25 protein-coding genes are annotated in these 23,942 nt (G+C 66.6%); 14 read left to right on the top strand and 11 right to left on the bottom strand.

Annotated features, from left to right (window positions below):
* Positions 1 to 267 precede the first annotated feature (267 nt).
* Positions 268 to 1,524 carry an SUMF1/EgtB/PvdO family nonheme iron enzyme gene (locus ACIGJB_RS04260; RefSeq protein ID WP_483731552.1) on the bottom strand — a complete coding sequence of 419 codons (1,257 nt, stop codon included), beginning with the start codon at positions 1,522 to 1,524 and terminating at the stop codon, positions 268 to 270.
* Between the two features lie 85 nt (positions 1,525 to 1,609).
* A complete protein-coding gene (egtD, locus tag ACIGJB_RS04255; protein ID WP_483731551.1) occupies positions 1,610 to 2,728 on the bottom strand; it encodes an L-histidine N(alpha)-methyltransferase in 1,119 nt (372 codons plus the stop codon).
* A gap of 500 nt (positions 2,729 to 3,228) precedes the next feature.
* On the opposite strand from egtD, the gene ACIGJB_RS04250 reads away from it, so the two are divergent.
* From ACIGJB_RS04250 to ACIGJB_RS04235, 4 genes are all read left to right on the top strand, one after another.
* Positions 3,229 to 3,942: a TerC family protein gene (locus tag ACIGJB_RS04250; RefSeq protein ID WP_483731550.1), complete on the top strand. Its 714-nt coding sequence runs from the start codon at positions 3,229 to 3,231 to the stop codon at positions 3,940 to 3,942.
* Between the two features lie 131 nt (positions 3,943 to 4,073).
* Positions 4,074 to 4,868 carry a thymidylate synthase gene (locus ACIGJB_RS04245; protein ID WP_483731549.1) on the top strand — a complete coding sequence of 265 codons (795 nt, stop codon included), beginning with the start codon at positions 4,074 to 4,076 and terminating at the stop codon, positions 4,866 to 4,868.
* A complete protein-coding gene (locus tag ACIGJB_RS04240; RefSeq protein ID WP_483731548.1) occupies positions 4,865 to 5,365 on the top strand; it encodes a dihydrofolate reductase in 501 nt (166 codons plus the stop codon). The genes ACIGJB_RS04245 and ACIGJB_RS04240 overlap by 4 nt, the downstream gene beginning before the upstream one ends.
* Positions 5,366 to 5,668: 303 nt before the next feature.
* Entirely contained in the window at positions 5,669 to 5,929 is a 261-nt protein-coding gene (locus ACIGJB_RS04235; RefSeq protein WP_483731547.1) for a hypothetical protein, read from the top strand.
* Positions 5,930 to 6,076: 147 nt separating this feature from the next.
* Here ACIGJB_RS04235 and pmbA read toward each other — a convergent pair whose 3' ends face one another.
* On the bottom strand, positions 6,077 to 7,444 hold the full coding sequence (gene pmbA, locus ACIGJB_RS04230; protein ID WP_483731546.1) for a metalloprotease PmbA: 1,368 nt from the start codon (positions 7,442 to 7,444) through the stop codon (positions 6,077 to 6,079).
* 57 nt (positions 7,445 to 7,501) lie between these two features.
* Between pmbA and yjgA the strand changes: the two genes are divergently transcribed.
* Positions 7,502 to 8,110: a ribosome biogenesis factor YjgA gene (gene yjgA / locus ACIGJB_RS04225; protein ID WP_483731545.1), complete on the top strand. Its 609-nt coding sequence runs from the start codon at positions 7,502 to 7,504 to the stop codon at positions 8,108 to 8,110.
* Complete coding sequence (gene mog, locus ACIGJB_RS04220; RefSeq protein WP_483731544.1) at positions 8,107 to 8,745, top strand: molybdopterin adenylyltransferase; 639 nt, start codon at positions 8,107 to 8,109, stop codon at positions 8,743 to 8,745. Before yjgA ends, mog begins: the two co-directional genes overlap by 4 nt.
* A gap of 27 nt (positions 8,746 to 8,772) precedes the next feature.
* On the opposite strand, the gene ACIGJB_RS04215 is transcribed toward mog, so the two are convergent.
* A complete protein-coding gene (locus ACIGJB_RS04215; protein WP_483731543.1) occupies positions 8,773 to 9,654 on the bottom strand; it encodes an AEC family transporter in 882 nt (293 codons plus the stop codon).
* Positions 9,655 to 9,738: 84 nt separating this feature from the next.
* A complete protein-coding gene (gene orn, locus ACIGJB_RS04210; protein WP_483731542.1) occupies positions 9,739 to 10,362 on the bottom strand; it encodes an oligoribonuclease in 624 nt (207 codons plus the stop codon).
* Between the two features lie 194 nt (positions 10,363 to 10,556).
* Here orn and ACIGJB_RS04205 point away from each other — a divergent pair, with 194 nt between their 5' ends.
* The 3 genes from ACIGJB_RS04205 to ACIGJB_RS04195 are packed head-to-tail and all read left to right on the top strand — an operon-like array spanning position 10,557 to position 13,120.
* Positions 10,557 to 11,804 carry a M48 family metallopeptidase gene (locus ACIGJB_RS04205; RefSeq protein WP_483731541.1) on the top strand — a complete coding sequence of 416 codons (1,248 nt, stop codon included), beginning with the start codon at positions 10,557 to 10,559 and terminating at the stop codon, positions 11,802 to 11,804.
* Complete coding sequence (gene rsgA, locus ACIGJB_RS04200; protein WP_483731540.1) at positions 11,801 to 12,772, top strand: ribosome small subunit-dependent GTPase A; 972 nt, start codon at positions 11,801 to 11,803, stop codon at positions 12,770 to 12,772. Before ACIGJB_RS04205 ends, rsgA begins: the two co-directional genes overlap by 4 nt.
* A 42-nt stretch (positions 12,773 to 12,814) precedes the next feature.
* A complete protein-coding gene (locus tag ACIGJB_RS04195) occupies positions 12,815 to 13,120 on the top strand; it encodes a putative signal transducing protein (protein WP_483731539.1) in 306 nt (101 codons plus the stop codon).
* Between the two features lie 9 nt (positions 13,121 to 13,129).
* Here the strand turns inward: ACIGJB_RS04195 and ACIGJB_RS04190 are convergent, their stop codons facing one another.
* A complete protein-coding gene (locus ACIGJB_RS04190; RefSeq protein ID WP_483731538.1) occupies positions 13,130 to 14,125 on the bottom strand; it encodes a CobD/CbiB family protein in 996 nt (331 codons plus the stop codon).
* A 229-nt stretch (positions 14,126 to 14,354) separates the two neighbouring features.
* Positions 14,355 to 15,053, bottom strand: a complete 699-nt coding sequence (locus ACIGJB_RS04185; protein ID WP_483731537.1) for a pirin family protein — start codon at positions 15,051 to 15,053, stop codon at positions 14,355 to 14,357.
* A gap of 151 nt (positions 15,054 to 15,204) precedes the next feature.
* Between ACIGJB_RS04185 and ACIGJB_RS04180 the strand changes: the two genes are divergently transcribed.
* Both ACIGJB_RS04180 and gluQRS read left to right on the top strand, forming a co-directional pair.
* Positions 15,205 to 16,128: a LysR family transcriptional regulator gene (locus tag ACIGJB_RS04180; RefSeq protein WP_483731536.1), complete on the top strand. Its 924-nt coding sequence runs from the start codon at positions 15,205 to 15,207 to the stop codon at positions 16,126 to 16,128.
* 15 nt (positions 16,129 to 16,143) lie between these two features.
* On the top strand, positions 16,144 to 17,049 hold the full coding sequence (gene gluQRS / locus ACIGJB_RS04175) for a tRNA glutamyl-Q(34) synthetase GluQRS (protein WP_483731535.1): 906 nt from the start codon (positions 16,144 to 16,146) through the stop codon (positions 17,047 to 17,049).
* A 39-nt stretch (positions 17,050 to 17,088) separates the two neighbouring features.
* On the opposite strand, the gene ACIGJB_RS04170 is transcribed toward gluQRS, so the two are convergent.
* Entirely contained in the window at positions 17,089 to 18,582 is a 1,494-nt protein-coding gene (locus ACIGJB_RS04170) for a DEAD/DEAH box helicase (protein WP_483708771.1), read from the bottom strand.
* 353 nt (positions 18,583 to 18,935) lie between these two features.
* Between ACIGJB_RS04170 and ACIGJB_RS04165 the strand changes: the two genes are divergently transcribed.
* Positions 18,936 to 19,142, top strand: a complete 207-nt coding sequence (locus ACIGJB_RS04165) for a hypothetical protein (RefSeq protein ID WP_483731534.1) — start codon at positions 18,936 to 18,938, stop codon at positions 19,140 to 19,142.
* Positions 19,143 to 19,170: 28 nt separating this feature from the next.
* Here ACIGJB_RS04165 and ACIGJB_RS04160 read toward each other — a convergent pair whose 3' ends face one another.
* Positions 19,171 to 19,851, bottom strand: coding sequence for a Crp/Fnr family transcriptional regulator (locus tag ACIGJB_RS04160; RefSeq protein WP_483731533.1), 681 nt, complete (start codon positions 19,849 to 19,851; stop codon positions 19,171 to 19,173).
* A 117-nt stretch (positions 19,852 to 19,968) separates the two neighbouring features.
* Between ACIGJB_RS04160 and ACIGJB_RS04155 the strand changes: the two genes are divergently transcribed.
* Together ACIGJB_RS04155 and ACIGJB_RS04150 are read left to right on the top strand one after the other, a co-directional pair.
* Entirely contained in the window at positions 19,969 to 20,748 is a 780-nt protein-coding gene (locus tag ACIGJB_RS04155) for a class II aldolase/adducin family protein (RefSeq protein ID WP_483731532.1), read from the top strand.
* 1 nt (position 20,749) lies between these two features.
* Positions 20,750 to 21,679, top strand: coding sequence for a 2-hydroxyacid dehydrogenase (locus tag ACIGJB_RS04150; protein WP_483731531.1), 930 nt, complete (start codon positions 20,750 to 20,752; stop codon positions 21,677 to 21,679).
* A 21-nt stretch (positions 21,680 to 21,700) separates the two neighbouring features.
* Here the strand turns inward: ACIGJB_RS04150 and ACIGJB_RS04145 are convergent, their stop codons facing one another.
* Together ACIGJB_RS04145 and ACIGJB_RS04140 are read right to left on the bottom strand one after the other, a co-directional pair.
* The gene (locus ACIGJB_RS04145) at positions 21,701 to 22,600 is read right to left on the bottom strand and encodes a LysR substrate-binding domain-containing protein (protein WP_483731530.1); all 900 of its coding nucleotides are present in this window, start codon (positions 22,598 to 22,600) and stop codon (positions 21,701 to 21,703) included.
* A gap of 103 nt (positions 22,601 to 22,703) precedes the next feature.
* On the bottom strand, positions 22,704 to 23,942 hold the full coding sequence (locus tag ACIGJB_RS04140) for a metal-dependent hydrolase family protein (protein WP_483731529.1): 1,239 nt from the start codon (positions 23,940 to 23,942) through the stop codon (positions 22,704 to 22,706).

Here is a 23,942-nt window from a genome sequence, read left to right as displayed (position 1 = left end):
GAGCGTGCCCGGCTGCCTGCCGCGTGGAGCGCGTCCGTATGCAGGCTCTCCAACAATGATTGAACCAGCCCCGAAACTGTCCGTGGCCCGACACTGCGGGCGATATCGCATCATCGCCTTCGGCTGCGCTGCGCGCGGCTCAGAGAGAACAAGACAGTTAAAAGAACAAGAGGAAGGAGAGAAGCACCGGCGACAGCGCCGTCTATTTCTCTGTCGGCGAACAGCTTTTTTAAATGCTGCGCGTCAGCCCCGGAACAGGAACCGGCATCACATCGAACACGTCCGGAACCCGACGAACGCGAAATCATCGTCCGGCAGCAATGCCACCCGCGCCCGCACATGGCGTTGCCGTGACGAACTCACGAACGTCGTCCCCCTCACCGCCTGATGCGTCCCGAAGCGCGACACCATCCCGCCGTCCGACGGCGATGCCGCAAACCCCGCATACGGCTCGTACGGCGAAGCCGTCCACTCTCGCAACATTCCCCACTGCAGCCCGCGGTTCTGCAACGCTGCGAGTTCCCACTCCGCTTCCACCGGTAGCCGGCGGCCTGCCCACCCGCACCAGGCCTGCGCTTCGAACAGCGAAACGTGCCGCACGGCCTCATCGGGATTGAGCGTGCGCAGCGTGCCAAAACGCTCCACCATCCAGATGCGCGATTCCGGATGCCGCGACCAGTAGCGCGGCGCTGAGCGCTCCTGCGTCATCAGCCACTGCCGGCCAGCGGCCGACCACCACGCCGGGTTCTCATAGCCGCCGTCCTCGACGAACTCCAGGAACTGCGCGTTGCTGACCAGCGCGGCATCGATCTCGAATGCGGGCACATAAGTGGGCTGCGGCGGCAGTTCGTCGGGCTGCGCATAGCCGTCCGGATCCGACCAGCCCTGCGTGAAGCGGCCACCGGGGAAATGCAGCGTGCCGGCATGCGCGACTGACACGCCGGGTCCCGGCGCAACCGGCGCCGCGGGTGCCAGGCCCAGCGCCTGCAACAATGCCGCGAGATTCTCGGCCTGCGCATCTTCCAGGAACAGCGCGCGGCGAAAGGGATATAGCGTGAGGTCGCCATCGTCCGCCAATAGGGCCAAACGGCGCAGCAGGCCATCGAGCACATCGGAGGCGTATTGCTTGACCACGGCCACATCGGGCAGGACGATTTCCCAGCGCTCGTCAGGACCGATACGGTCGGGGTCGAACCATTCATCGGCCCCATCCAGCCGCGACGGCTCGCTGGCGACAGGCACCGGCACGCCGCCCCGATCGAGCTGCCGCACGCCGCGCAGGCACCACCATTCGGCATGCCAGGCGATAAATCCCAGCGTCCACAGCGGCGGATCGGCATCGTCCTGCCGCGGTACGTCCCACCCCTTGCGCGTCTGGCCGAAGGCGGCCAGCCAGGCCAGGGTGCGGCTGCGCGCGTCGACGAGCGCCTGGGCCAGCCCTTCGCGTGGCAGGCGCCGGGCGTCGGACCAGCCAGCCTGGCCGCCGCTGAAGTAGAGATCGGGAAGCATGGTGAAGCCGCTCATCGGGTAGACATCCGTTCGGGGAAGGACGAAGACGGGCGGCCGCCCGCCATGGCAGCGGCCATTATGACACCAGGCAGCAGACGCTTCAGGCGCGGGCGTGGAACACCGCGAACCAGCCCAGCGGGTCGGTCCAGTAAATCGGATCGTCGAAGCCGGCAGCCTCCAGCAGCAAGGCAAAATCGCCGGGCCGGTATTTGTGGGAATCCTCGGTATGGATGCGCTCGCCTTCGCCGAACCTGCGCTCGCCGCCGTTCCAGCGCACCCGGACCGGCGCGCGCGCCTGCAGGTGCATCTGGATGCGTGACGCCTGGCGATCGAAACTCGCCACATGGCGCCAGTCATCGACGTTGAAATCCGTCTCGACAATGCGGTTCACGTTGCGCAGCACATTGCGGTTGAACGCCGCGGTGACGCCCAGCGGATCGTCATAGGCTGCGACCAGCGTGGCCTCGTCCTTCACCAGGTCCACGCCGATCAGTACGCCATCGCCACGCCCGGCTGCGCCACGAAGGCGCTGCAGCAACGCCAGCGCGTCAATCGGCGAAAAATTGCCGATGCTCGAACCCGGATAGAAGAACAGCCGCCGGCCGCGCCGGACATTGCGCGGCAGGTCAAAACTGCCGCACAGGTCCGCACCGAGCCCGAGCATGGGAATGTCCGGATTCTGCTGCTGCAGGCACGACAACGTGCCGCGCAGGAACTCCACCGAGATGTCCAGCGCCACATACTGCGCCGGCCTCAGGCTGCCAAACAGCCGCGCGGCCTTCTCGCAGTTGCCCGCTCCCAGGTCGATCAGCACGCAGCCGCTGCCGGCACGCGCGGCGATGGCGGGCGCGGCGCTGGCGAAGATCGATGCCTCGGTACGCGTCGGGTAGTACTCGGGCAGGTCGGTGATGGCCTCAAACAGCCGCGAGCCCAGCACGTCGTAGAAAAACTTGGGACTGATGCTCGCCTCGGACTGGTGCAAGCCGGCCAGTATCTGCCCGCGCAAGGCGCTGCTGTCTTCGTGGTACTGCTGGATGAACTCGGGCTGCGCCGCCGCAGTCATGGGCCCATGCCCGTTGACCGCGGTCAGGAGCGACGGATGCGCATCGTGCGTGCCGGCTGCGTCTTTGGCATCTGGCGCGTCGTTGGCGTTGCGGTGGCCGAAGCCAGATGGGTTGGCGGAGCGGGAACCATTAAGCTGGGTTTGGACAGCCGGCATGTCGTTTCCTTGTGTGGTCGTGGGTCCACTTCTTGTTCCCCCGAATCATGGCGCAAACCTCCTGCGACGCGCCGGGTCCGGGACGCGCCGCTGTGCTGTCCGGGACGCATCGGCCGAAAACCGATCTTCAAGCATAGGTGCCGCACGGCGATTGCGCTTGTTGCATCGCACAATTCACGAACCTGCGGCGCCCCTCCGTATCTTCCCCAATGCCGCTATGACGCAACAATTCGTTTATAATCCCGCCCAGCGCGGATGCACGCTGTCCGCGCCCCTTCAAAGGGGAGTAGCTCCGGGGCCATGCCCTTAGCACAATCGTCATTCCGAGACTGACGTCTCCGGTTGTGCTGACACCGGTGCGCAGACCGCGCCGGGCGTCGAGCAAGACCTTTGCAACCTGGAATCATGGTTTGCAAAGGTGACCCCGGTCCCCCCTCTTACTCCATGACTCCAGGCGAACCAAACGCGCGTTTGCGGCTATTCGTACTTGAGGAGAGTTCATGGAGTGGTTTACCGATCTGTTCACGATGCAGTTCCTGACGGCCTTGCTGTCCATCGTCGTCATTGACCTGGTGCTGGCCGGCGACAACGCCATCGTGATTGCCCTGGCGGCGCGCAACCTGCCGTCGCACCTGCAAAAGAAGGCCATTATCTGGGGTACCGTCGGTGCCGTGGTGGTGCGTTCGGCTATGACGATCGGCGTGGTCTGGCTGCTCAAGATCCCGGGCCTGCTGCTGATCGGCGGTCTCGCGCTGGTGTGGATCGCCTACAAGCTGCTGTCCGACGAGGGCGATGGCGAAGGCCATGGCAACGGTGCGTCGACCCTGTGGGGAGCGATGAAGACCATCATCATCGCCGACGCGGTGATGGGCGTTGACAACGTGCTGGCCGTGGCCGGCGCCGCGCACGGCAGCTTCCTGCTGGTGGTGCTGGGCCTGCTGATCAGCATTCCCATCGTGGTGTGGGGCTCGAGCCTGGTGCTCAAGCTGATGTCGCGCTTTCCGGCCATCATCTACATCGGCGCTGGCGTGCTGGCTTTCACGGCAGTGAAGATGATCGTGCACGAGCCCATGGTCAAGGCGTTCTTCGAAGCCAACCCGGTCATCAACTGGGGCCTGTACGTGCTGATCATTGGGGGCGTGCTGGGTGCCGGCTACCTGGTGCAGAAGCGCCGGGGCCAGGCCCAGGCGCAGCAACCGGCCAGCAGCCACTAAGGCGTGCGGGCAGGCCAGGGCACGCGCCCTGGCCAAGGGTGGAAGGGCCTCCCGAAGGGGCGGCCCTTCTTGCTTTAAAATGCATGGTTTGCGGGCCCGCGCCCGCGTCACTTCTCCCCGCCCCTGCGCCGATGAAACAGTATCTCGACTTCATGCGCCATGTGTACGAGCATGGCACCGAAAAGGCCGACCGCACCGGCACCGGCACGCGCTCGGTGTTCGGCCACCAGATGCGCTTCGACCTGCGTGAGGGCTTCCCGGTGGTCACCACCAAGAGGCTGCACCTGAAGTCGATCATCCTGGAACTGCTGTGGTTCCTGCAGGGCTCGACCAATGTGCGCTGGCTGCAGGAAAACGGCGTTTCGATCTGGGACGAATGGGCCGATGAGAACGGCGAACTGGGCCCTGTCTACGGTTCGCAGTGGCGTTCGTGGCCCACGCCCGACGGCCGCCACATCGACCAGATCACCGACCTGCTGAACCAGATCCGCGCCAACCCGGATTCGCGCCGGCTGATCGTCTCGGCCTGGAACGTCGCCGACATCCCGCGCATGAAGCTGCCGCCGTGCCACGCATTCTTCCAGTTCTATGTGGCCGACGGGCGACTGTCGTGCCAGCTTTACCAGCGCAGCGCCGACATCTTCCTGGGCGTGCCGTTCAATATCGCCAGCTACGCGCTGCTCACGCACATGATCGCGCAGCAGACCGGGCTGGAGGTGGGCGACTTCATCTGGACCGGCGGCGACTGCCATATCTACAGCAACCACTTCGAGCAGGTCCGGACGCAGCTTGCGCGCGAGCCGCTGCCGCTGCCGACGCTGAAGATCGCGCGCAAGCCTGACAGCATCTTCGACTACCGCTACGAAGACTTCGAGCTGGTCGGCTACCAGTCGCATCCCGCCATCAAGGCACCGGTGGCCGTATGACGCTGCTGACCCTTGTCGTCGCCCGCGCCCGTAACGGCACCATCGGCCGCAACAACGCGCTGCCGTGGCGCTTGCCGGAAGACCTGGCGCATTTCAAGCGCACCACCCTGGGCGCGCCGATCATCATGGGCCGCAAGACCTGGGATTCGATCGGCCGGCCGCTGCCCGGGCGCCGCAATATCGTGGTGAGCCGCAATACCGCGCTAAAGCTCGAAGGCGCGGAAGTGGTGGGCTCGCTCGAAGCGGCGCAGTTGCTGTGCATCGGTGCCGAGCAAGTGTTCCTGATCGGCGGCGCGCAGCTGTATGCCGAGGCTATGCCCAGCGCGGACCGGCTCGTGGTGACCGAAATCGATGCCGATGTCGAGGGCGATGCGTTCTTCCCCGCGATCGACCGGACGCAGTGGATCGAGACCTCGCGCGAGGTCCATCATTCGGAAGCGAATGGCTTCGACTACGCCTTTGTGACGTACGACCGGCCGCCTTCGGGCGAAGAGTAGCCAGTCCCAAGCCAGGCAGGATGAAAGCAGGTGCGATCGGCACCTGCTTTTTTTTCGTGGATACCGATGTGTTGCCCATGCGCGAACTCAGACTGGGGAGATGTTGGCGAGCCACCAACTCAACCTCATCGCCGGCCGAGGCGGCAGGCAAGCGAGGAATCGGATTTTCTTCTTTCCTTTCATAGACTTGGAATAGCTGAAAACGACCTTGGCGGGCTCTGGCACACCCTGTGCGTATATATCCCCGAGCGCAGCAAACGTGCTCTACCAGCAAACTAACCAGCCATACCCAAGGAGTCCATCATGTCCCTGACCATCCAGAACCTCCCGCTCGAACAAGACCTCGACCGCGCCAAGATGGGCGCCGTCCGCGGCGGCAGCCTGTTCCTGAACAGCGGCGTCAATGCCATTACCGGCGGCGGCGGCGTCATGTTCGCCAGCCCGAACACCATTGTGGCGCCGGTCACGCAAGTCGATGCCTCGACCCGGACCGACGTCGACATGAAGAGCGTCATGAACACGATCAACAACGTGGGGGGTGTGGTCGCGGCGCTGCAGCACTGAGCCACGCGACCAGAGCGGAGGAAAGGATCGGAGAAGCCGGCGCCAGTTCGCGCTATCCGTCCTATGCAGGGCCCGGCTGCCGTACGCCGGACGCAAAAAAAGACCGCCCGTTCTTCGGGCGGTCTTTTTTGTTCTGGCTGCGTGCCGTCAGTTGCCGGCGATCGTCATCTGTTCGATCAGGATCGAACCGGTCTCCTTGGTGCCGCGCACCAGGGAATCCGAGCCGATGGCCACGATCTGGCGGAACATCTCGGCCATGTTGCCGGCGATGGTGATCTCTTCGACCGGATACTGGATCTCGCCGTTCTCGACCCAGTAGCCCGAGGCGCCGCGCGAGTAGTCGCCGGTCACGTAGTTGACGCCCTGCCCCATCAGTTCCGTCACCAGCAGTCCGGTGCCGAGCTTCTTCAGCATGCCCGGGAAATCGTCGCTGGCCGTGGCCAGGCTGCTGGTGAGCGTCAGGTTGTGCGAGCCGCCGGCATTGCCGGTGGTCTGCATGCCGAGCTTGCGCGCCGAGTAGGTCGAGAGGAAATAACCCTCGACCACGCCGTCGCGCACGACATCGCGCTCGCGCGTGCGCACGCCCTCTTCGTCGAACGGCGCGCTGCCCATGGCACCAGGCACGTGCGGCCGCTCGTGGATCTGGATATGCGGGGCGAAAACCGCCTTGCCCAGCGTGTCATGCAGGAAGGTCGACTTGCGATACAGCGCGCCACCCGAGACCGCCTGCACGAAGGCGCCGAGCAGGCCGGCGGCAAGCGGCGCCTCGAACAGCACGGGGCAGCGGCGCGTCGACAGCTTGCGCGCGTTCAGGCGCGCAAGCGCGCGTTCGGCGGCGTAGCGGCCGATGTCCTCCGGTGCGGCCAGCGCCAGCGGCGAACGCTTGGACGAGTACCAGTCGTCGCGCTGCATGCCGCTGCCCGAGCCGGCGATCGGCGCGCAGGAAATGAAGTGGCGCGAATACGGATAGCCGCCCGTGAAACCGCGCGTGGTGGCCAGCACGAACTGCGAATGCTGCGCCGATACGCTCGCGCCATCGCTGTTCTTGATGCGCGGCGACACCGCCAGCGCCGCGGCCTCGGCGCGGCGCGCGATGTCGATGGCGCCTTCGGCATCGATGGTCCAGGGGTGGAACAGGTCCAGGTCGCGCGGCTCGCGTTCGAGCAGTTCTTCCTCGGCCAGGCCGGCGCAGTCGTCTTCGGCAGTGAAGCGGGCGATGTTGTAGGCCGCCTCGGCCGTGGCGCGCAGCGCGGCCGGCGAGAAGTCCGAGGTGCTGGCGTTGCCGCGGCGCTTGCCGATCATCACCGTCACGCCGACCACCTTGTCGCGATTCTGCTCGATGGTCTCCACCTGCCCCTTGCGCACCGACACCGACAGGCCGCTGCCCTCGGAGATTTCGGTCGCGGCATCGGTCGCGCCGAGCTCGCGTGCCACACGCAGCACATCAGCCGCCATCTCGCTGAGCTGGGCCTGGGTATAGGTGAAATGCGCGGTCTGTTCGGCGATGGTGTCCATGCTGGGCGGTGTCATCAAAAGTGCAAGCGGGAATCATAGCAAGATAAAATGCCGCCCATGACGCGAAATTCCCGTAACTCCCCCGGCTCCCGCTTTCCCGGCGCCTTTGCACCGGAACCCGAGATCGACGAGCCCAAAAGCAAGTCGCAGAAGAAGCGCGACATGACCGCGCTGCAGGCCATCGGCGCCGAACTCGAAGCCCTGGCCAAGGACCGCCTGGCGCGCGTGCCCATGCCCGAAGCGCTGGCCGACGCCATCCACGAAGCCCGGCGCACCACCAGCCACGAAGGCAAGCGGCGCCAGATGCAGTTCGTGGGCAAGGTCATGCGCGGCCTGGAAGACGACGAAGTGCAGGCCATCCGCGCCGCCCTCGAAGGCTTCAAGGGCACCAGCAAGGCCGAGACCGCGCGCATGCACCTGATCGAACGCTGGCGCGAGCTGCTGCTGGCCGACGACGCCGCGCTCACCCGCTTCCTGGGCGAGCACCCTGGCATCGACGTGCAGACGCTGCGCAACATCATCCGCAGCGCCCGCAGGGAAAAGGAGCAGTCCAAGCCGCCACGCTACTTCCGCGAGCTGTTCCAGGCCATCAAGACCGCGCTCGACGCCAAGGACAGCGCGGCAGCGGCAAGCGAGCAACCCCCTACCCCGGAGCCCGACGCATGACGCAGACCACGCAACCGATCGCCCGCAACCATCCCGACGAACTGGTGGTGGGTTTCGTCTCGATCTCCGACCGCGCGTCGGCCGGCACCTACCAGGACGAAGGTATCCCGGCGCTGCGCGAATGGTTTGGCCGCACGCTGACCTCGCCCTGGCAGGGCGTCGAGCGGCTGATTCCAGACGAGCAGGCACAGATCTCGCGCACGCTGATCGACCTGGTGGACGTAGCCGGTTGCGACCTGGTCCTGACCACGGGCGGCACCGGCCCCGCGCGCCGCGATGTCACGCCCGAAGCCACGCTGGCGGTTGCCACCAAGGAGATGCCCGGCTTCGGCGAGCAGATGCGCCAGGTCAGCCTGCATTTCGTGCCGACGGCGATCCTGTCGCGCCAGGTGGCGGTGATCCGTGAAACGGCCAGCCGCGCGGCACTGATCATCAACCTGCCGGGCCAGCCGCGCGCCATCCGCGAAACGCTCGAAGGCCTGCGCGACGATGCCGGCAAGACGGTCGTCCAGGGTATCTTTGCGGCCGTGCCCTATTGCATCGACCTGATCGGCGGTCCCTACATGGAATCCGACGAGAGCGTGGTCAAGGCCTGGCGGCCGAAGAACGCGATCCGCAGCAAGCCCGCCGCCTGAGCGGCATAGCGGCAGCCGTGCCGGGGCTCAGCGCAGCCCCAGGTAAAGCCCCACCGGCACGAACAGCACGGCGGCAATATTGCCGAGCATCACGATCGACGCGACCTGGTCCGGCTCCTGCCGGAAGTGGTCGGCGACAAGGAAGTTGAGCACCGCAGGCGGCAGCGCGGCAAAGACGAAAAGCAATCCGCGCTGCAACTCGGTCAGCGGCACCCAGTGTGCCAGCAGCAGCGCCACGGCGATGCCCGTGAGCGGACAGGCCGCGGCCCCCACGATCCCCATGCCCCAGTTGCGCAGGCTCACGTCTTTCATGCGCACGCCGAGCGCGAACAGCATCAGCGGGACCGTGGCATCGCCGAGCAGCTTGATCGACTGGTAGACCGGTTCCGGCAATACGAACCACGGCTTTGCCAGCGACAGCCCCACGCCGGCCACGGTAGCCAGCACCATCGGGTTGCGCGCGATCTGCGTGATCGATGCATGACGATTCACAATCTTCATGCCGATCGTGAAATGCATCAGGTTCGATGCTGCGAACAACGCCACGGCGGGCGCCAGGCCCGCCGGCCCGAAGGCAAAGACCGACAGCGGCAGCCCCATGTTGCCGCAGTTGTTGAACATCATCGGCGGCACGAAGGTGCGCGGATCGACCCGCAGCGCGCGCGCCACGATCCACGCAAGCACGCCCGAGCCAATCACCACCGCGACCGCGCACGCTAGCAGCACGAGCTGGTCGGCCAGCACGAATTCCTTGCTGACGAAGGCCGACACCACCAGCAGCGGCGCGATCACGTCCAGCGTCGCGCGGTTGATGCCCGCCATGTCAGGGTGCGCCTTGCGCCCGTACAGCCACCCCACCAGGATGATCAGGATGACCGGTGTGATGATGGAGACGATGCGGGCGAACATGGAGAACAGGCAGAGAGGATCTGAGGCTGCCTGCAGGAGCAGGCGGGCGGCGTGACCGGCGCTCGCGGGTCCGCCGATTCTTGTTTATTGCGCGGCGGTGCCGGCATCCGGCGTGGCGGGCGCTGCAGCCTCGGCAGGCGTATGGCGGATGAAGTGGGTGCGGTAGTAGCGCAGCTCCTCGACCGATTCGAGGATGTCCGCCAGCGCCGTATGCAGTTGGCGCTTGATGAAGCCCTTGTGGATCGCCGGCTCCCAGCGCTTGCACAGTTCCTTGAGCGTCGACACGTCCAGGTTGCGGTAGTGGAAGAACGCCTCCAGCTTGGGCATGTAGCGCGCCATGAAGCGGCGGTCCTGGCAGATCGAGTTGCCGCACATCGGCGACTTGCTGGCCGGCACCCAGCGCTTGAGGAAGGCCAGCAGTTCGGCTTCCGCCTGCGCTTCGGTCAGGGTCGAGGCCTTGACCTTGTCGATCAGGCCCGAGCGGCCATGGGTGCCCTTGTTCCAGTTGTCCATGCCGTCGAGCACGGCATCGGACTGGTGGATCACCAGCACCGGGCCCTCGGCCAGGATGTTGAGTTCGGAATCGGTGATCACCACCGCGACCTCGATGATGCGGTCGTTTTCCGGCGACAGGCCGGTCATTTCCATGTCCAACCAGACCAGGTTGTTTTCACTCTTGACGGATTTGGTGGCGGCTTGGCTTGTCATCTGGACTGCGGTGTCTGGCGATAGGGAAAAACGGGAAAAGCGCCGCGGAAGGCCCGCGCGCGCGAACAACTTATAATTCTCGCATATCCGTCCGCCGTGTCCGTCGCAGCGCACCTGCGGCACCCCCACGCGGATAACCTGCGCAGCGTCGGCCACACATCCCGGTCGCCGCTGCCCCGACAAGGCTCTTGCCGATGTTCACCCTCATCTTCCTCGCCGCGCTGGTGGTCATGGTGCTGACCAAGCTATGGCTGGCGGCCCGCCAGGTGCGCCATGTTGGCCTGCACCGCAACGCCGTGCCGGCCCGCTTTGCCGACACCATCGCGCTGTCGTCTCACCAGAAGGCCGCCGACTACACCATTGCGCGCACGCGCCTGTCGATGCTTGAAGTACTGGCCGGAGCCGCCGTGCTGATCGGCTTCACCATGCTGGGCGGCCTCCAGTGGCTGAACCAGTTCTGGCTCGACATGTTTGGCCCCGGCTACGCCTACGGCATTGCGCTGATCGCCAGCGTGGCGCTGATCGGCGGGCTGGTGGACCTGCCCTTCACGCTGTATGGCCAGTTCGGCATCGAGGAGCGCTTCGGCTTCAACAAGATGACGCTCGGCCTGTGGCTGGCGGACATGGTCAAGATGCTGCTGGTCGCCTGCACGCTGGGCCTGCCGCTGCTTCTGGCGGTTCTCTGGCTGATGGACCGCGCCGGCAGTTTGTGGTGGGTCTGGACCTGGCTGGTGTGGATGGCCTTCAACCTGCTGCTGCTGGTGGTGTTCCCGACCTTCATCGCGCCGCTGTTCAACAAGTTCGAGCCGCTCAACGACGAGTCGCTACGCCAGCGCATCGAGTCGCTCATGCAGAAATGCGGCTTTGCCAGCAAGGGCCTGTTCGTGATGGATGGCAGCAAACGCAGCGCGCATGGCAATGCCTACTTCACCGGCTTTGGCGCGGCCAAGCGCATCGTCTTCTTCGACACGCTGCTCGCGCGCCTGTCGGGCGACGAGATCGAGGCGGTGCTGGCCCATGAACTCGGCCACTTCAAGCGTCGCCACGTGGCCAAGCGCATTGCCGTTACGTTCGCGCTGAGCCTGGTCTTCCTGGCGCTGCTGGGCTGGCTCTCGACGCGCACATGGTTCTATACGGGGCTGGGCGTGGCGCCGAACCTGGGCGTTTCCAACAGTGCGCTGGCGCTGGTGCTGTTCTTCCTGACGCTGCCGGTATTCACGTTCCTGCTGGGGCCGTTGTCCAGCCAGTCGTCGCGCCGCCATGAATTCGAGGCCGACGCGTTCGCGGCCGACCAGACCAACGCCAGCCATCTGGTCTCGGCACTGGTCAAGCTGTACAAGGACAACGCCTCCACGCTGACCCCCGACCCGCTCTACAGCGCGTTCTACTATTCGCACCCGCCCGCCGCGCAGCGGATCGACCGGCTGCTGGCGCACGCATGAGCCGCACCAGCCGACACCGTACCGCCGGCGGTAATTCCGGCAAGGGCACCGCCGCCGAAGGCGCGCTGGTCATCGCCGCGCACGGCCGCCACTACGTCGTGGAGATGGCCGACGGCACGCACATGCATGCGTTCCCGCGCGGCAAGAAGAGCGACACCGCGGTGGGCGACCATGTCAGCGTGGAACGCACCGCGGTCGACCAGTGCGTGATCACCGCCGTCAGCCCGCGCAAGAACCTGCTGTACCGCTCAGACCAGTTCAAGTCCAAGCTGTTGGCCGCGAATATCGACCAGGTGGTCGTCGTGCTGGCGACCGAACCCGGGTTTTCAGAGGATCTGCTCGGGCGCGCGCTGGTTTCGGCCGAAGCCATGGAAATCCGCCCGCTGATCCTGCTCAACAAGACCGACCTGCCCGACCGCCTCGAAGAGTCCCGCCGCAGGCTCGCGCTGTACCGGGACCTGGGCTACGACACGGTCGAGCTGTCGGTACACGGCGATCCCGAGAATGCGCTGGCCGCGCTGAAGCCACGCCTGGCGGGGCTCGCCAGCATCCTGATCGGCCAGTCGGGCATGGGCAAGTCGTCGCTGCTCAACCTGCTGATCCCGGGCGTGGAGGCGCAAACGCGCGAGATCTCGGCCAAGCTCGATTCCGGCAAGCACACCACCACCTTCACGCGGCTGTACCACCTGCCGCCGGAGTGGGGCAACGTCGATGGCCGCGACGGTTGCCTGTTCGATTCGCCCGGCTTCCAGGAATTCGGCCTGCACCACCTGAGCGAGGGCATGCTCGAACGCGCGTTCCCGGAATTCCGGCCGCTGCTGACCGAGTGCCGCTTCTACAACTGCCACCACATCAACGAGCCGGGCTGCGGCGTGCTGGCCGCGATCGGGAACGGCGGTATTTCAGAGCGCCGCCACCAGCTCTACACGCAGCTGCTGCACGAATCCAGCCAGCAGAAGCCCTGGTAGCCGTGGTAAGGTGGCTGCACCTGCCTTGCCGGTGCGCTGCCAATGAAACTGCTGCTGTCCGCCACCTCGATCGTGCACGCGGCGCATTGCCGCAACGTGCTGCGCGCCGCCGGCATCCGCGCCGAACTGCGCAACACGTGGCTGTCAGGCGCGATCGGTGAAATCCCGTTCCGGGAAAGCGCGCCGCAGGTCTGGATTCTCGATGATCACATGGAAGCGCAGGCCTGGGCCGCGCTGAAGACGGCGGCCGAACCGCCGCCGGGGCCGCCGTGGCAGTGCCGCCACTGCCACGAATGGCATGAGCCGCAGTTCGGCCAGTGCTGGCGCTGCGGCGCGCCGCGGGATTAGGTCAGCCGCTCAGCCAACCCACAGCGCCAGCGACAGCATCGCCAGCAGCAGCATCCACAGCACCACCGCGCGCCAGACCAGCCCCACCGCCGACTGCAGCGTGCGGACGCCCGGCTCCGCGCCGAATTCCGGCGCCGAGGGCTCGGGGCCGTTGTCTTCTTCCATGCCCGGCGCGTAGTCGATCGCGGGGCCTGCCGCCATGCTGGTACGCAGCACCACGCTGGAGTCGTCTTCGGGCAGCGGCGTGCCCAGGCGCACGCCGAGCGCCCCGCCACCGCTCGCGAGCAGGATGCCGTTGACCGCATCGTTCCACTTGCGGGCGTGGTTGCGCCAAGCGTAGACCGCGTCCTCGAAGTTACCCACGATGGCAAACCCGATCGCCGTCAGCCGCGACGGCACCCAGTCCAGCAGATAGAACGCGCTCGCGGCAAAGCGGCCGAGCGCCGGACTGCGCTCGGTCGACGGCAGGTTCCACTGGCGGCCCAGGAATTCGGCGGCGCGGTACAGCACCACGCCGCCCGGCCCGATCGGCACCAGGAACCAGAAGAACACGCCGAACACATGGCGGTGCACCGCGACGATCGCCGCTTCAAGCGTGTGGCGCACGATCTCGGTCACGGGCATCTCGATGGTGTCGAGGCCGGTCCACTCATGCAGCAACGCGCGCGCGGCGAGCAGGTCGTCGCGGTTCAGCGCCTCGTGGATATCGGTGAAATAGTGGCTGAACTGGCGAAAGCCCAGCGTCAGGTACAACAACAGCACATTCCACGCGAGCGTGAGCGCGACGCTGATCGACGCGAGCAGGTAGTGCACCACCATCACGCCGAGCGTGAGCGGCAGCACCACGGTGAGCCAGGCGAGCGCGGCATCGCGCGGGCGGCCGGTGTCGAACGCGTGTTCGGCGCGGTCACCGAGCGCGCGCACGATCTCGTGGATCGGGTTATTGCGGCCCAGGGCGCGGAACTGCTCTGCGATCAGCGCCAGGAGAACGGATACGAAGGTCATCTCGGTACCGGGTGACGGGCCCGGCGTCGGCCAGGCCGGAAACTATGGGGCGGCAACCTGCCGGCGATGTGCGGGGCCGGTCGCAAATACATAGCAAGAAGATAGCACAGCGGTACATGCCCGACGACGATACCGCCGTAAAAGGCAAACAGCCCGCGGGCGCGGGCCGGCGGGCTGTGAGGGATGGCGGTGCGGCGCGGCATGCGCCGCACCGGCCTGGCTCCCGGGATCAGGGCAGGTCGAAGACCAGGACTTCGGCGCCTTCGCCCTGCGTCAGCGCGAGGGCGTCCACGGACTCAAGCTTGGCCGCGTCGCCGGTTTCCAGCGCCTGGCCATTGAGTGCAATCCGGCCGCGCGCCACATACACGTAAGCGCGGCGTCCGGGCTGGAGCGCCAGCGTGGCGGACTCGTCGCCATCGAACAGCCCGGCGTACAGGCGCACGTCCTGATGCACTAGCACCGAACCTTCGGCGCCATCGGAGCTGGCAACCAGGCGCAGCCGGCCGCGCTTGTCCACGGCGTCGAAGCGCTTTTCCTCGTAGCCCGGTTCGATGCCGGTCTGGTTCGGCATGATCCAGATCTGCAGGAAATGCGTGGTGTCATGGGCGGCATGGTTGTACTCCGAATGCTGCACGCCCGTACCGGCGCTCATGCGCTGCACGTCGCCCGGACGGATCACGCTGCCGTTGCCCATGCTGTCCTTGTGCGCCAGCTCGCCTTCCAGCACGTAGCTGATGATTTCCATGTCGCGGTGGCCATGGGTGCCAAAACCCATGCCCGGCGCGACGCGGTCTTCATTGATCACGCGCAGCGGCCCGAACTGGACATGCTTCGGGTCGTAATAGTCGGCAAAGGAGAACGAGTGATACGACTTCAGCCAGCCATGATCCGCGTAACCACGCTCTTCAGACCTTCTGATTTCAATCATTTTGATGGCCCTCCTTGTGGCCCTGGCTTGCCTTTCCCTTGCGGTATAGCACCGTGGGATATGGCGTTTGCTTTCGATGCTAGGAAGTTTAGGCGCTGTGGCGTATATTGAACGGCATCCACTTAGAAGTAATCGTTCAGAATTTCTGAATATGCCACTCTCCCTCGAATCCCTCGAAGTCCTGGACGCCATCGAGCGCAAGGGCAGCTTCGCAGCCGCCGCCCACGAGATGGGCAAAGTGCCCTCGGCGCTGACCTATGTGGTGCGCAAGCTCGAAGAAGACCTCGACGTGCTGCTGTTCGATCGGCGCCGACACCGGGCCGAACTGACGCCGGCCGGGCGCGCCCTGCTCGATGAAGGGCGTCACCTGCTCCACGCGGCCGACGACCTGGCGCGGCGGGTCAAGCGGCTGGCTACCGGCTGGGAAGCCACGCTGACCATCGTGGTGGACGACCTGATCAATTTTCGCGCCTTGCTGCCCGTGATCCAGGACTTCTACAACGAAAACACCGCCACGCGGCTGCGCTTTGCCAAGGAAGTGCTCGGCGGCGCCTGGGATGCGCTGGTCAGCAACCGCGCAGACCTGGTGATCGGCGGCGCTTATGACGCTCCCAGCACGCAGGGCTTCCAGATCCGGCCGCTGGGCAGCATGCCGTTCGTCTTCGCCGTGGCCGCGCACCACCCGCTCGCGACCGAGGAAGGACCGCTGACGACCATCCAGATCGCCCGGCACCGGATCGTGGCCGTGGGCGACACCTCGCGCAACCTGCCGGCGCGCACGCACGGCGTGCTGGCCGGACAGGACGTGCTGGTCGTGCCGACCATGCGCGACAAGCTTGAAGCGCAGATCCGCGGCCTGGGCTGTGGCTGGCTGCCGGCGCCGATGGCGCAGCCGCATATCGAAAGCGGTGTGCTGCAGGCTCGCGAGACCGTCGAGGTGCGCGCGCCCGGCAACTTCAAGGTGGCCTGGCGCACGAGCAATCGCGGCAAGGCGCTGCAATGGTGGGCGGGCAAGCTCGAAGATCCGCGGCTGGCGCAGGCGCTGCTGTTGCAGCAAGCCGAACTGGCAGGCTAAGGCGGGGGCACGCGCATGGCAGTACCCGCCAGCGGCTACCGCGGCCGCTTCGCTCCCTCGCCCACCGGCCCGCTGCACATGGGTTCGCTGGTGACCGCGCTGGCCACCTGGCTGGATGCGCGCGCGCACGGCGGCCGGTGGCTGGTGCGGATCGAAGACCTCGACTATCCGCGCTGCGTGCGCGGCGCCGACACGGACATCCTGCAAACGCTCGAACGGCTCGGCCTGGTGCCCGACGAACCGCCGGTCTGGCAAAGCCGGCGGGAGGCGCTGTACGCCGACGCACTGCATCGCCTCGACGCGGCGGGCCAGCTCTATCCCTGTGGCTGCTCGCGCAAGGAAATCGCCGATTCGCTGCTGCATGTGCGCGAACGGCACCAGACGCTTGGATATCCCGGTACCTGCCGCAACGGGCTCAATGGCAAGTTGCCGCGCGCGTGGCGCGTGCGCGTGCCGGACGGCCCGGCGGCCACCCTTTGCTTCGACGACCGCTGGCAGGGCCGCCAATGCCAGGACCTCGAAACGGAGGTGGGCGACTTCGTGCTGCGCCGCGCGGATGGCCTATGGGCCTATCAGCTTGCCGTGGTGGTCGACGACGGCCTGCAGGGCATCACGCATATCGTGCGCGGCGCCGACCTGCTCGATTCCACGCCGCGCCAGATCCACCTGCAGCACCTGCTCGGGCTGCCGACGCCCGCTTACCTGCACGTGCCCGTGGTGGTCAACGCGGTCGGGGAAAAGCTGAGCAAGCAGAGCGGCGCGCAGGCGATTGACACGAGCGCACCGCTCGACGCACTGCGAACGGCAGGCGAGCACCTCGGGCTACGAAACGAAGGGAAGGATGTGCAGGATTGGCTCGATCGAGCCACCGCTGACTGGGTGCAGCGCCTGGCGGCGCTGCCAGCCGGGACCGGGCGCTAACAGGCAGCGCCGGCCTCGCGGCTTAACCGCGATACGCGATCAGGACTTGCGCGGAGCGCCGCCCAGCAGGGCCGCAACGGGGCGCTTGGGCCCCTGGCGGCCGCGCGACAGCGCCGCCGCGATCATCTCCTCGGCAGGCTTGGCCGGGGCACTGTTCGGGCTGGGCTCGTAGGGACGCGAGAAGAACGGGTCGTCCGAAGGCCGGAACGCGTTGCGGCCACCGCCGTGGTCCGGGCGGCGGCGACGGTCATCGCCTTCACCGTCGCCGTTGCTACGCGCGCGGCGCACATCGCTGCGCTGGCGGCGGCGATCGGTCTCTTCCTGGCGCGCCTTCTCGCCGGTGGGATCAAAACCTTCCAGCGTGCCGCGCGGGACGCTGCGCTTGATAAGCTTCTCGATATCGACCAGCAGGCGCTCGTCGCCCGGCACGAAGATCGACAGCGCGTCGCCGCTGGCGCCGGCGCGGCCGGTGCGGCCAATGCGGTGCACGTAGTCTTCGGCGCTGAACGGCAGGTCGAAATTGATCACGCACGGCATGTCGGCGATATCGAGGCCGCGCGCCGCCACGTCAGTGGCCACCAGCGCGTCGATGGTGCCGCTCTTGAAGCCTTCGAGCGTCTGCATGCGCTCGGTCTGCGTCTTGTCGCCATGGATGGCGGCGGCGTTGATACCCTCGCGCTCCAGGTGGCGCGCCAGGCGCGAGCAGCCGATCTTGCTGTTGACGAACACGATGCACTGGCGCGACAGGCCTTGCGCCGCGCGCTGGCGCAGCAGGTGCACCACGGCGGCCTGCTTGTGGCCGTCTTCCACCTGGTACACCATCTGGCGCACGTTTTCGTTGGTGGAGTTGCTGCGCGCCACTTCGATCGTGACCGGCTGCTTCAGGTAGCTCGCGGCCAGGCGCTTGATCTCGGACGAGAACGTGGCCGAGAACAGCAACGTCTGGCGCTGTGCCGGCAGCAGGTTGATGATGCGCTGCAGGTCCGGCAGGAAGCCCATGTCGAGCATGCGGTCGGCTTCGTCCAGCACCAGCATCTGCACTTGCGACAGGTTCACCGACTTCTGCTGCACGTGGTCCAGCAGGCGGCCCGGCGTGGCCACCAGGATTTCCACGCCACGGCGCAGCGCGTCGGTCTGCGGGTTCATGTCCACGCCGCCGAACACCACCGTGCTGCGCAGGTCGGTGTGCTTGGCATAGCGCGCGACGTTGTCATAGACCTGGTCGGCCAGTTCGCGCGTGGGCGTGAGCATCAGCGCGCGCACCGGGTGGCGCGCCGGCGAGGCGCTCGCATTGGCCATCGGCAGCAGGCGCTGGATGATCGGCAGGGCAAAGCCGGCGGTCTTGCCGGTGCCGGTCTGGGCAGCGCCCATCACATCCTTGCCAAGGAGCACCACGGGGATGGCCTGCGCCTGGATCGGCGTCGGCTTTGTATAGCCTTGCTCGGACAAGGCGCGCAGGATGCGCGCGTCCAGGCCAAAGCTCTCGAACGTCTGCTCGGCGGCGTTCTGTTCAGGTAGGGTCGTAGTCGTCATGGTATCGGGGTGCGGCGGGAGGCGAACCCGGCACAAACGGATACGCGTCTGGAACTCATCTCGCCTTGCTACAGGCCGGATCCGGGGTGGATCCTGGCGCGGCAATGCCTCCAACGGCATTTGCCCAAGCGAATCAAAGACTTAGATTCTAGCACCTCTGCCACCACACTGAACAGGTGGGCAAGGCAGCACTGCGCGCACGGCCACTCGCGCCGGTTGATCTCTCAAGCCAGTATGGGCTTTGAGGATTTCAACAACGTGTCACAAAGCGCGGCGATGATGCCGCCAGTCCGCAGCCAACGACAGCTCTTGAGGCGCCGGATTGACTCCCGACACGACAGGACACCGAACCTTTGACCTTGACCTTGAGCCTGAACATGGATCTGGACTTTTTTCGCCAGGCGCGTGACCGCTTCCTGATGACTTCTACGGTGTTCCTCGGCTTGCCCGGCGCGACGGGCCAGGCAGCGCCGTCCGCAGCATCAGCGGGCCAGCCGCATGGCAACACGCAACTGCCGGCCTGGCCGTTCGCACAGCACCGTTTGCCAGCAGCCGGTTGAGCGCTCTGGGCCCACGGCGCACGTCCGGTCAACTCGTAGCAAGCCGCCGCAGCGCCGCGGGCTGCAGTATTTCCACTTGCCGGTAATGGCGGCGTATCCAGCCGGCGTCCTCCCATGCCTGCAAGTACTTGGCGACGGTCTGGCGCGAGCGGTTGACCATGTCGCCGAGGTCCTCGGCCGAGACCCGCACCACATGGTCGGTACGATCGGCCAGTTCAAGCAGGCGCGCCGCCATGCGCGCATCCACGGGTGCCTGCTGCGCGCGCTCGGCGTGATCGAAGGCGACGCGCAGGCGCGCGCAGATCTGCTGGACGATCAGCTGCATGCCTTCCGGATGGGCGACAAGGATTCGGTCGAAATCGCGCCGGCCCAGCACCAGCAACTCAGTGCTCCCCACGGCGAAAGCGTCATGCGTGCGCGGCTTGCCGTCGAGCAGCGAGATCTCGCCGAACCAGCGGCCGCGGCCGATCACCGAATAGACCGACTCGCGTCCGCTCGCGCTGACGCGGCTCATGCGCACGCGGCCCGCCAGCACCATGCAGAAATACGTCGGCGGATCGCCGCGCGCGAAGATCATGTCGCCGTCGCCGAAGCGCTGGCGGCGTGCAGCCTTCTGCACGGCGTCGAGCACGCGCACCGGCGCATTGCGCAGCCATCCGCTGGCCAACACGCTGCGCGGCAGCGCCCTGCCGGAATCCACGGCTTTCACATCACCCTCCCCGCTGGCCAAAGCGAGATTGTCCAATACTTAACAGACTTGCGCGCAGGCCCTGGCGCAGAATGCCTCCGCACTCACGACACAGAACACACCCCCGGAGGCATTTACATGGCGCAAGTACAACTCGTCGATGCGGTCGATTCCGTCAGGGACCGCGTTTCCGACGCGGAATGGCAGATGCGCGTCGACCTGGCGGCGGCCTACCGCCTGGTCGCGCATTTCGGCTGGGACGACCTGGTCTTCACCCATATCTCGGCACGCGTGCCCGACGCGCCCGACCAGTTCCTGATCAATCCCTACGGCATGCTGTTCGACGAGATCACGGCGTCCAGCCTGGTCAAGGTCGACCATCACGGCCAGCCCGTGCTGGACACGCCGTATGACGTCAACCCAGCGGGCTTCATCATCCACAGTGCCGTGCACGAGGCGCGGCCCGAGATCGGCTGCGTCATGCACACCCACACGCCGCACGGCGTGGCGGTGTCGGCGCAGCAGGCCGGCCTGCTGCCACTCTCGCAACAGGCGATGTTCGCGCGCATGGGCCTGGCCTATCACGACTACGAAGGCGTGGCGCTGCGCGAGGACGAAAAGGTGCGGCTGGTGGCCGACCTTGGCCGCAGCAAGCAGATGATCCTGCGCAACCACGGCCTGCTGACCTGCGGGCGCACGGTGTCAGACGCGTTCCTGACGATGTACACGCTGGAGTCGGCATGCCGCGTCCAGATTCTCGCGCAGAGCGGCGGCACGCCGCTGACGCTGGTGCCGGAAGCGGTTAGCGCCGACGTCGGCGAGCAAGCGCGCCAGGCCACCAAGGGCAAGGGCTCGGGCCTGGCATGGCCTGGCCTGCTGCGCCGCCTGGACCGAATCCAACCCGATTTCCGCAACTGACATGGGCATCCTCGTACATCTTCCGTCGTTCATGGCGGGCCCCATCACCGCCGCGCTGCGTGAAGCCGCGCCCGACATCCCCGTCTGGAACGGCCGCGAAAACGCACCCGCGGACGAAGTCGAAGCCATCATGGCCTGGGGCCTGAAGCCCGGCGTGCTGCCCGCCTTCCCCAACCTGCGCCTGGTCTGCGCCGCCGCGGCTGGCGTCGACAAACTGCTGGCCGCGCCCGACCTGCCGGCAAACATGCCGGTCACGCGCGTGGTCGATCCGGGCCAGCAGACCGGCATCGCGCATTACGTGCTGGCCATGGCCCTGCGCCATGCGCGTCGCCTGGGCGACTATGCCGCGCAACAGCGCCGTGGCGAATGGAAGCGCCATCCGGCACCGGATCTCTCACGCTGCCGCGTCGGCGTGCTGGGCATGGGCGAGATCGGCAGCGCCGTGGCGCGCACGTTCGCGGCCATCGGCTTTCCGGTGGCGGGATGGAGCCGCAGCGGCAAGGGCATTCCCGGTGTGACCGACTACACCGGCGATGCCGGCTTGTCGGCCATGCTTGCGCAGACCGACATCCTGGTTTGCACGCTGCCGCTCACGCCGCAAACGCATGGCCTGCTGAACCGGCAGACACTCTCGCAATTGCCGCCCGGCGCTTTCTTCATCAACGTTGGTCGCGGCGAGCACCTGGTCGAACCCGACCTGGCCGCGCTGATCGACGAAGGCCACCTGGCCGGCGCGGCGCTCGATGTGTTTTCGAAGGAACCGCCGGAGCCGGGAGATCCGGTGTGGAACCATCCGCGCATCGAAGCCACGCCGCATATCGCTTGCGATCCGTCGTATGAACTGGTGGCGCGGCAGTGCGTGGAGAATGTGCGCCGGATGCGTGATGGCCGGGAGCTGATGAACCTGGTGGACCGGGCGGCCGGATACTGAGGCCAGGCGGCGGCCATGAATTTACGCCGCCATCGCTTGCCGCACCATCCAGTTGCGGAAGGCACGCGCGGCGGCGGGTTCCATGCGATCGCGCGGCCAGATCGCGTAGTAGCCGCCACCAAGGCTCGCACTCGCTTCGCAAGCACGCACCAGCAGGCCATCGCGCAGGCAGCCGTCGATCATGTGCCGCCAGCCGAGCGCGATGCCCTGCCCCTCTATCGCCAGCTGCAGCAGGATCGGATACTGGTTCGACGTCAGGAAGGTACGCGGATTCGCGTCATGCACGCCTTGGTGCGCGAACCATGCCTGCCACGACATCCATTGCCGCTGGCCATCGTCGAGCATCAGCAGGGTCTCGTTGACCAGCGCTGACGGGGCTAGCGTGCGCCCGTCGAGATAGGCCGGCGCGCACACCGGGAAGACCTCCTCGCCGTACAGTCGCCGCGCCGACAGCCCGGGCGGCGGACCCTCGCGCAGGTAGTACAGGCCAATGTCGAATTCCGCGGCAGACAGCGACGCAAGGCTGTCATTCACAATGAGCCGCAACTGGATCTCGGGATGTGCCGCACGGAACGAAGCCAGCCGCGGCGTCAGCCACAGCACGGCCACGCCCGTGGAGCACGCCACGGTCAGCGCCGTGTGACTGCGCACCTTCATCACGTCTTCGGTGGCCTCGGCACAGCCCACCAGCAATCGTTGCACAACCTCGGCATAGCGCTGGCCGCTGACTGTCAGGCGCAGCGCGCGCGGCTCGCGGATAAACAGCTTGCGTCCGAGAAAGCTTTCGAGCTGAGCGACTTGCCGGCTGATCGCGCTTTGCGTCAGATGCAGCTCCGCGGCGGCGCGTGTGAAGCTGCCAAGCCGCATCGCGGCTTCGAAGGCGACTAGGTTGGCCAGGGGCGGTAGCGGGGAGATGCGCATGGGAGCTTCCGGTCGCGGGAGCTGCCATGATAGACCGCGAATACGAGGGACGGAGTGGGAATGCACCCTGCCCCGCGTGGACGCCGGGCAGGGGCATCGTGGATCAGGACGCGCGACGGTGAATGCGCCCGGCTTGCATCACCACGCTGAGGTGTTCGCCCTGGCCGGCGATCAGGCCGATATCGTCGAGTGGATTGCCATCCACGAGCAGCAGGTCCGCCGTCGCCCCGGCCCGCACGGCACCGAGTTCGCCATCGCGCTGCAGGATCGCCGCGGCAATCGAGGTGGCCGAACGGATCGCCTCGATATTGCCGAGCAGTTCGGCGCGGATGCGGAATTCCTCGGCCTGGTGGTCGTGCATTTCGCCGAGCAGGTCCGAACCGTAGCCCATCGGCACGCCGGCATCGGCGTAGATGCGCAGCGAGTCTCGGCCCGCCTGGCGCACGGTTTCGATCTTGGCGACGGAATCGGCAGGCAGGCCCAGGCGCGCGCCATCGCGCGCCAGCGCATCATAGGTGACCAGCGTCGGCACGACATAAGCGCCGTGCTTGCGCATTTCATCAGCCGCGGCGCGGTCCACCAGATTGCCGTGCTCGATGGTGCGCACGCCGCAGCGCACGGCACGCGTGATGGCACGGCCGGTGTAGGCGTGGGCCATCACATAGGTCTGCGCGGCTTCGGCTTCGGCCACGATGGCCCGGATCTCGTCTTCGCTGTATTGGGTATTGCCGATCGGGTCGGTCGGAGAGGCCACGCCGCCCGACGCCATGATCTTGATCTGGGTGGCGCCCTTCTGGATCTCTTCGCGCACCGCCAGGCGGACGGCGTCGACGCCATCGGCCACGCGCGCGATGGCGCCGGCGCGGAATGCGCACGAGCACGGCTCCAGCACATCGGAGCGCGGGCGGAAGTCGCCATGGCCACCGGTCTGCGACAGCGCCTTGCCGGACGGGAAGATGCGCGGCCCGGGCACCAGGCCGGTGGCCACCGCGTGCGACAGGCCCCAGTCGGCACCGCCGGCATCGCGCACCGTGGTGAAGCCACGGTCGAGCATGCCCTTCATGATCGGCAACGCGCGGATGGCGACCAGCACGTTCGGCTGCACCGCGTTCAGGCCGAGGTTCGCGAGCGACGCCAGCACGTGCACATGGCAATCGATCAGGCCGGGCATCACGGTCTTGCCACGTGCATCGATGCGCGTGGCGTTGGGTGCATCGATGGCCGGGCCGACCGCGACGATGCGCTCGCCCTCTACCAGGACATCGTGGTCGCGCAGCAGCTCGCCCATGCCGGGGTCGAGCACATCGCCGCCGTGAAAGAGGATCTGTGGAATCTGGGTCAT

The organism is Cupriavidus sp. C2SS-8b, assembly GCF_057073745.1.
This window is presented reverse-complemented; position numbering and strand designations above follow the sequence as displayed.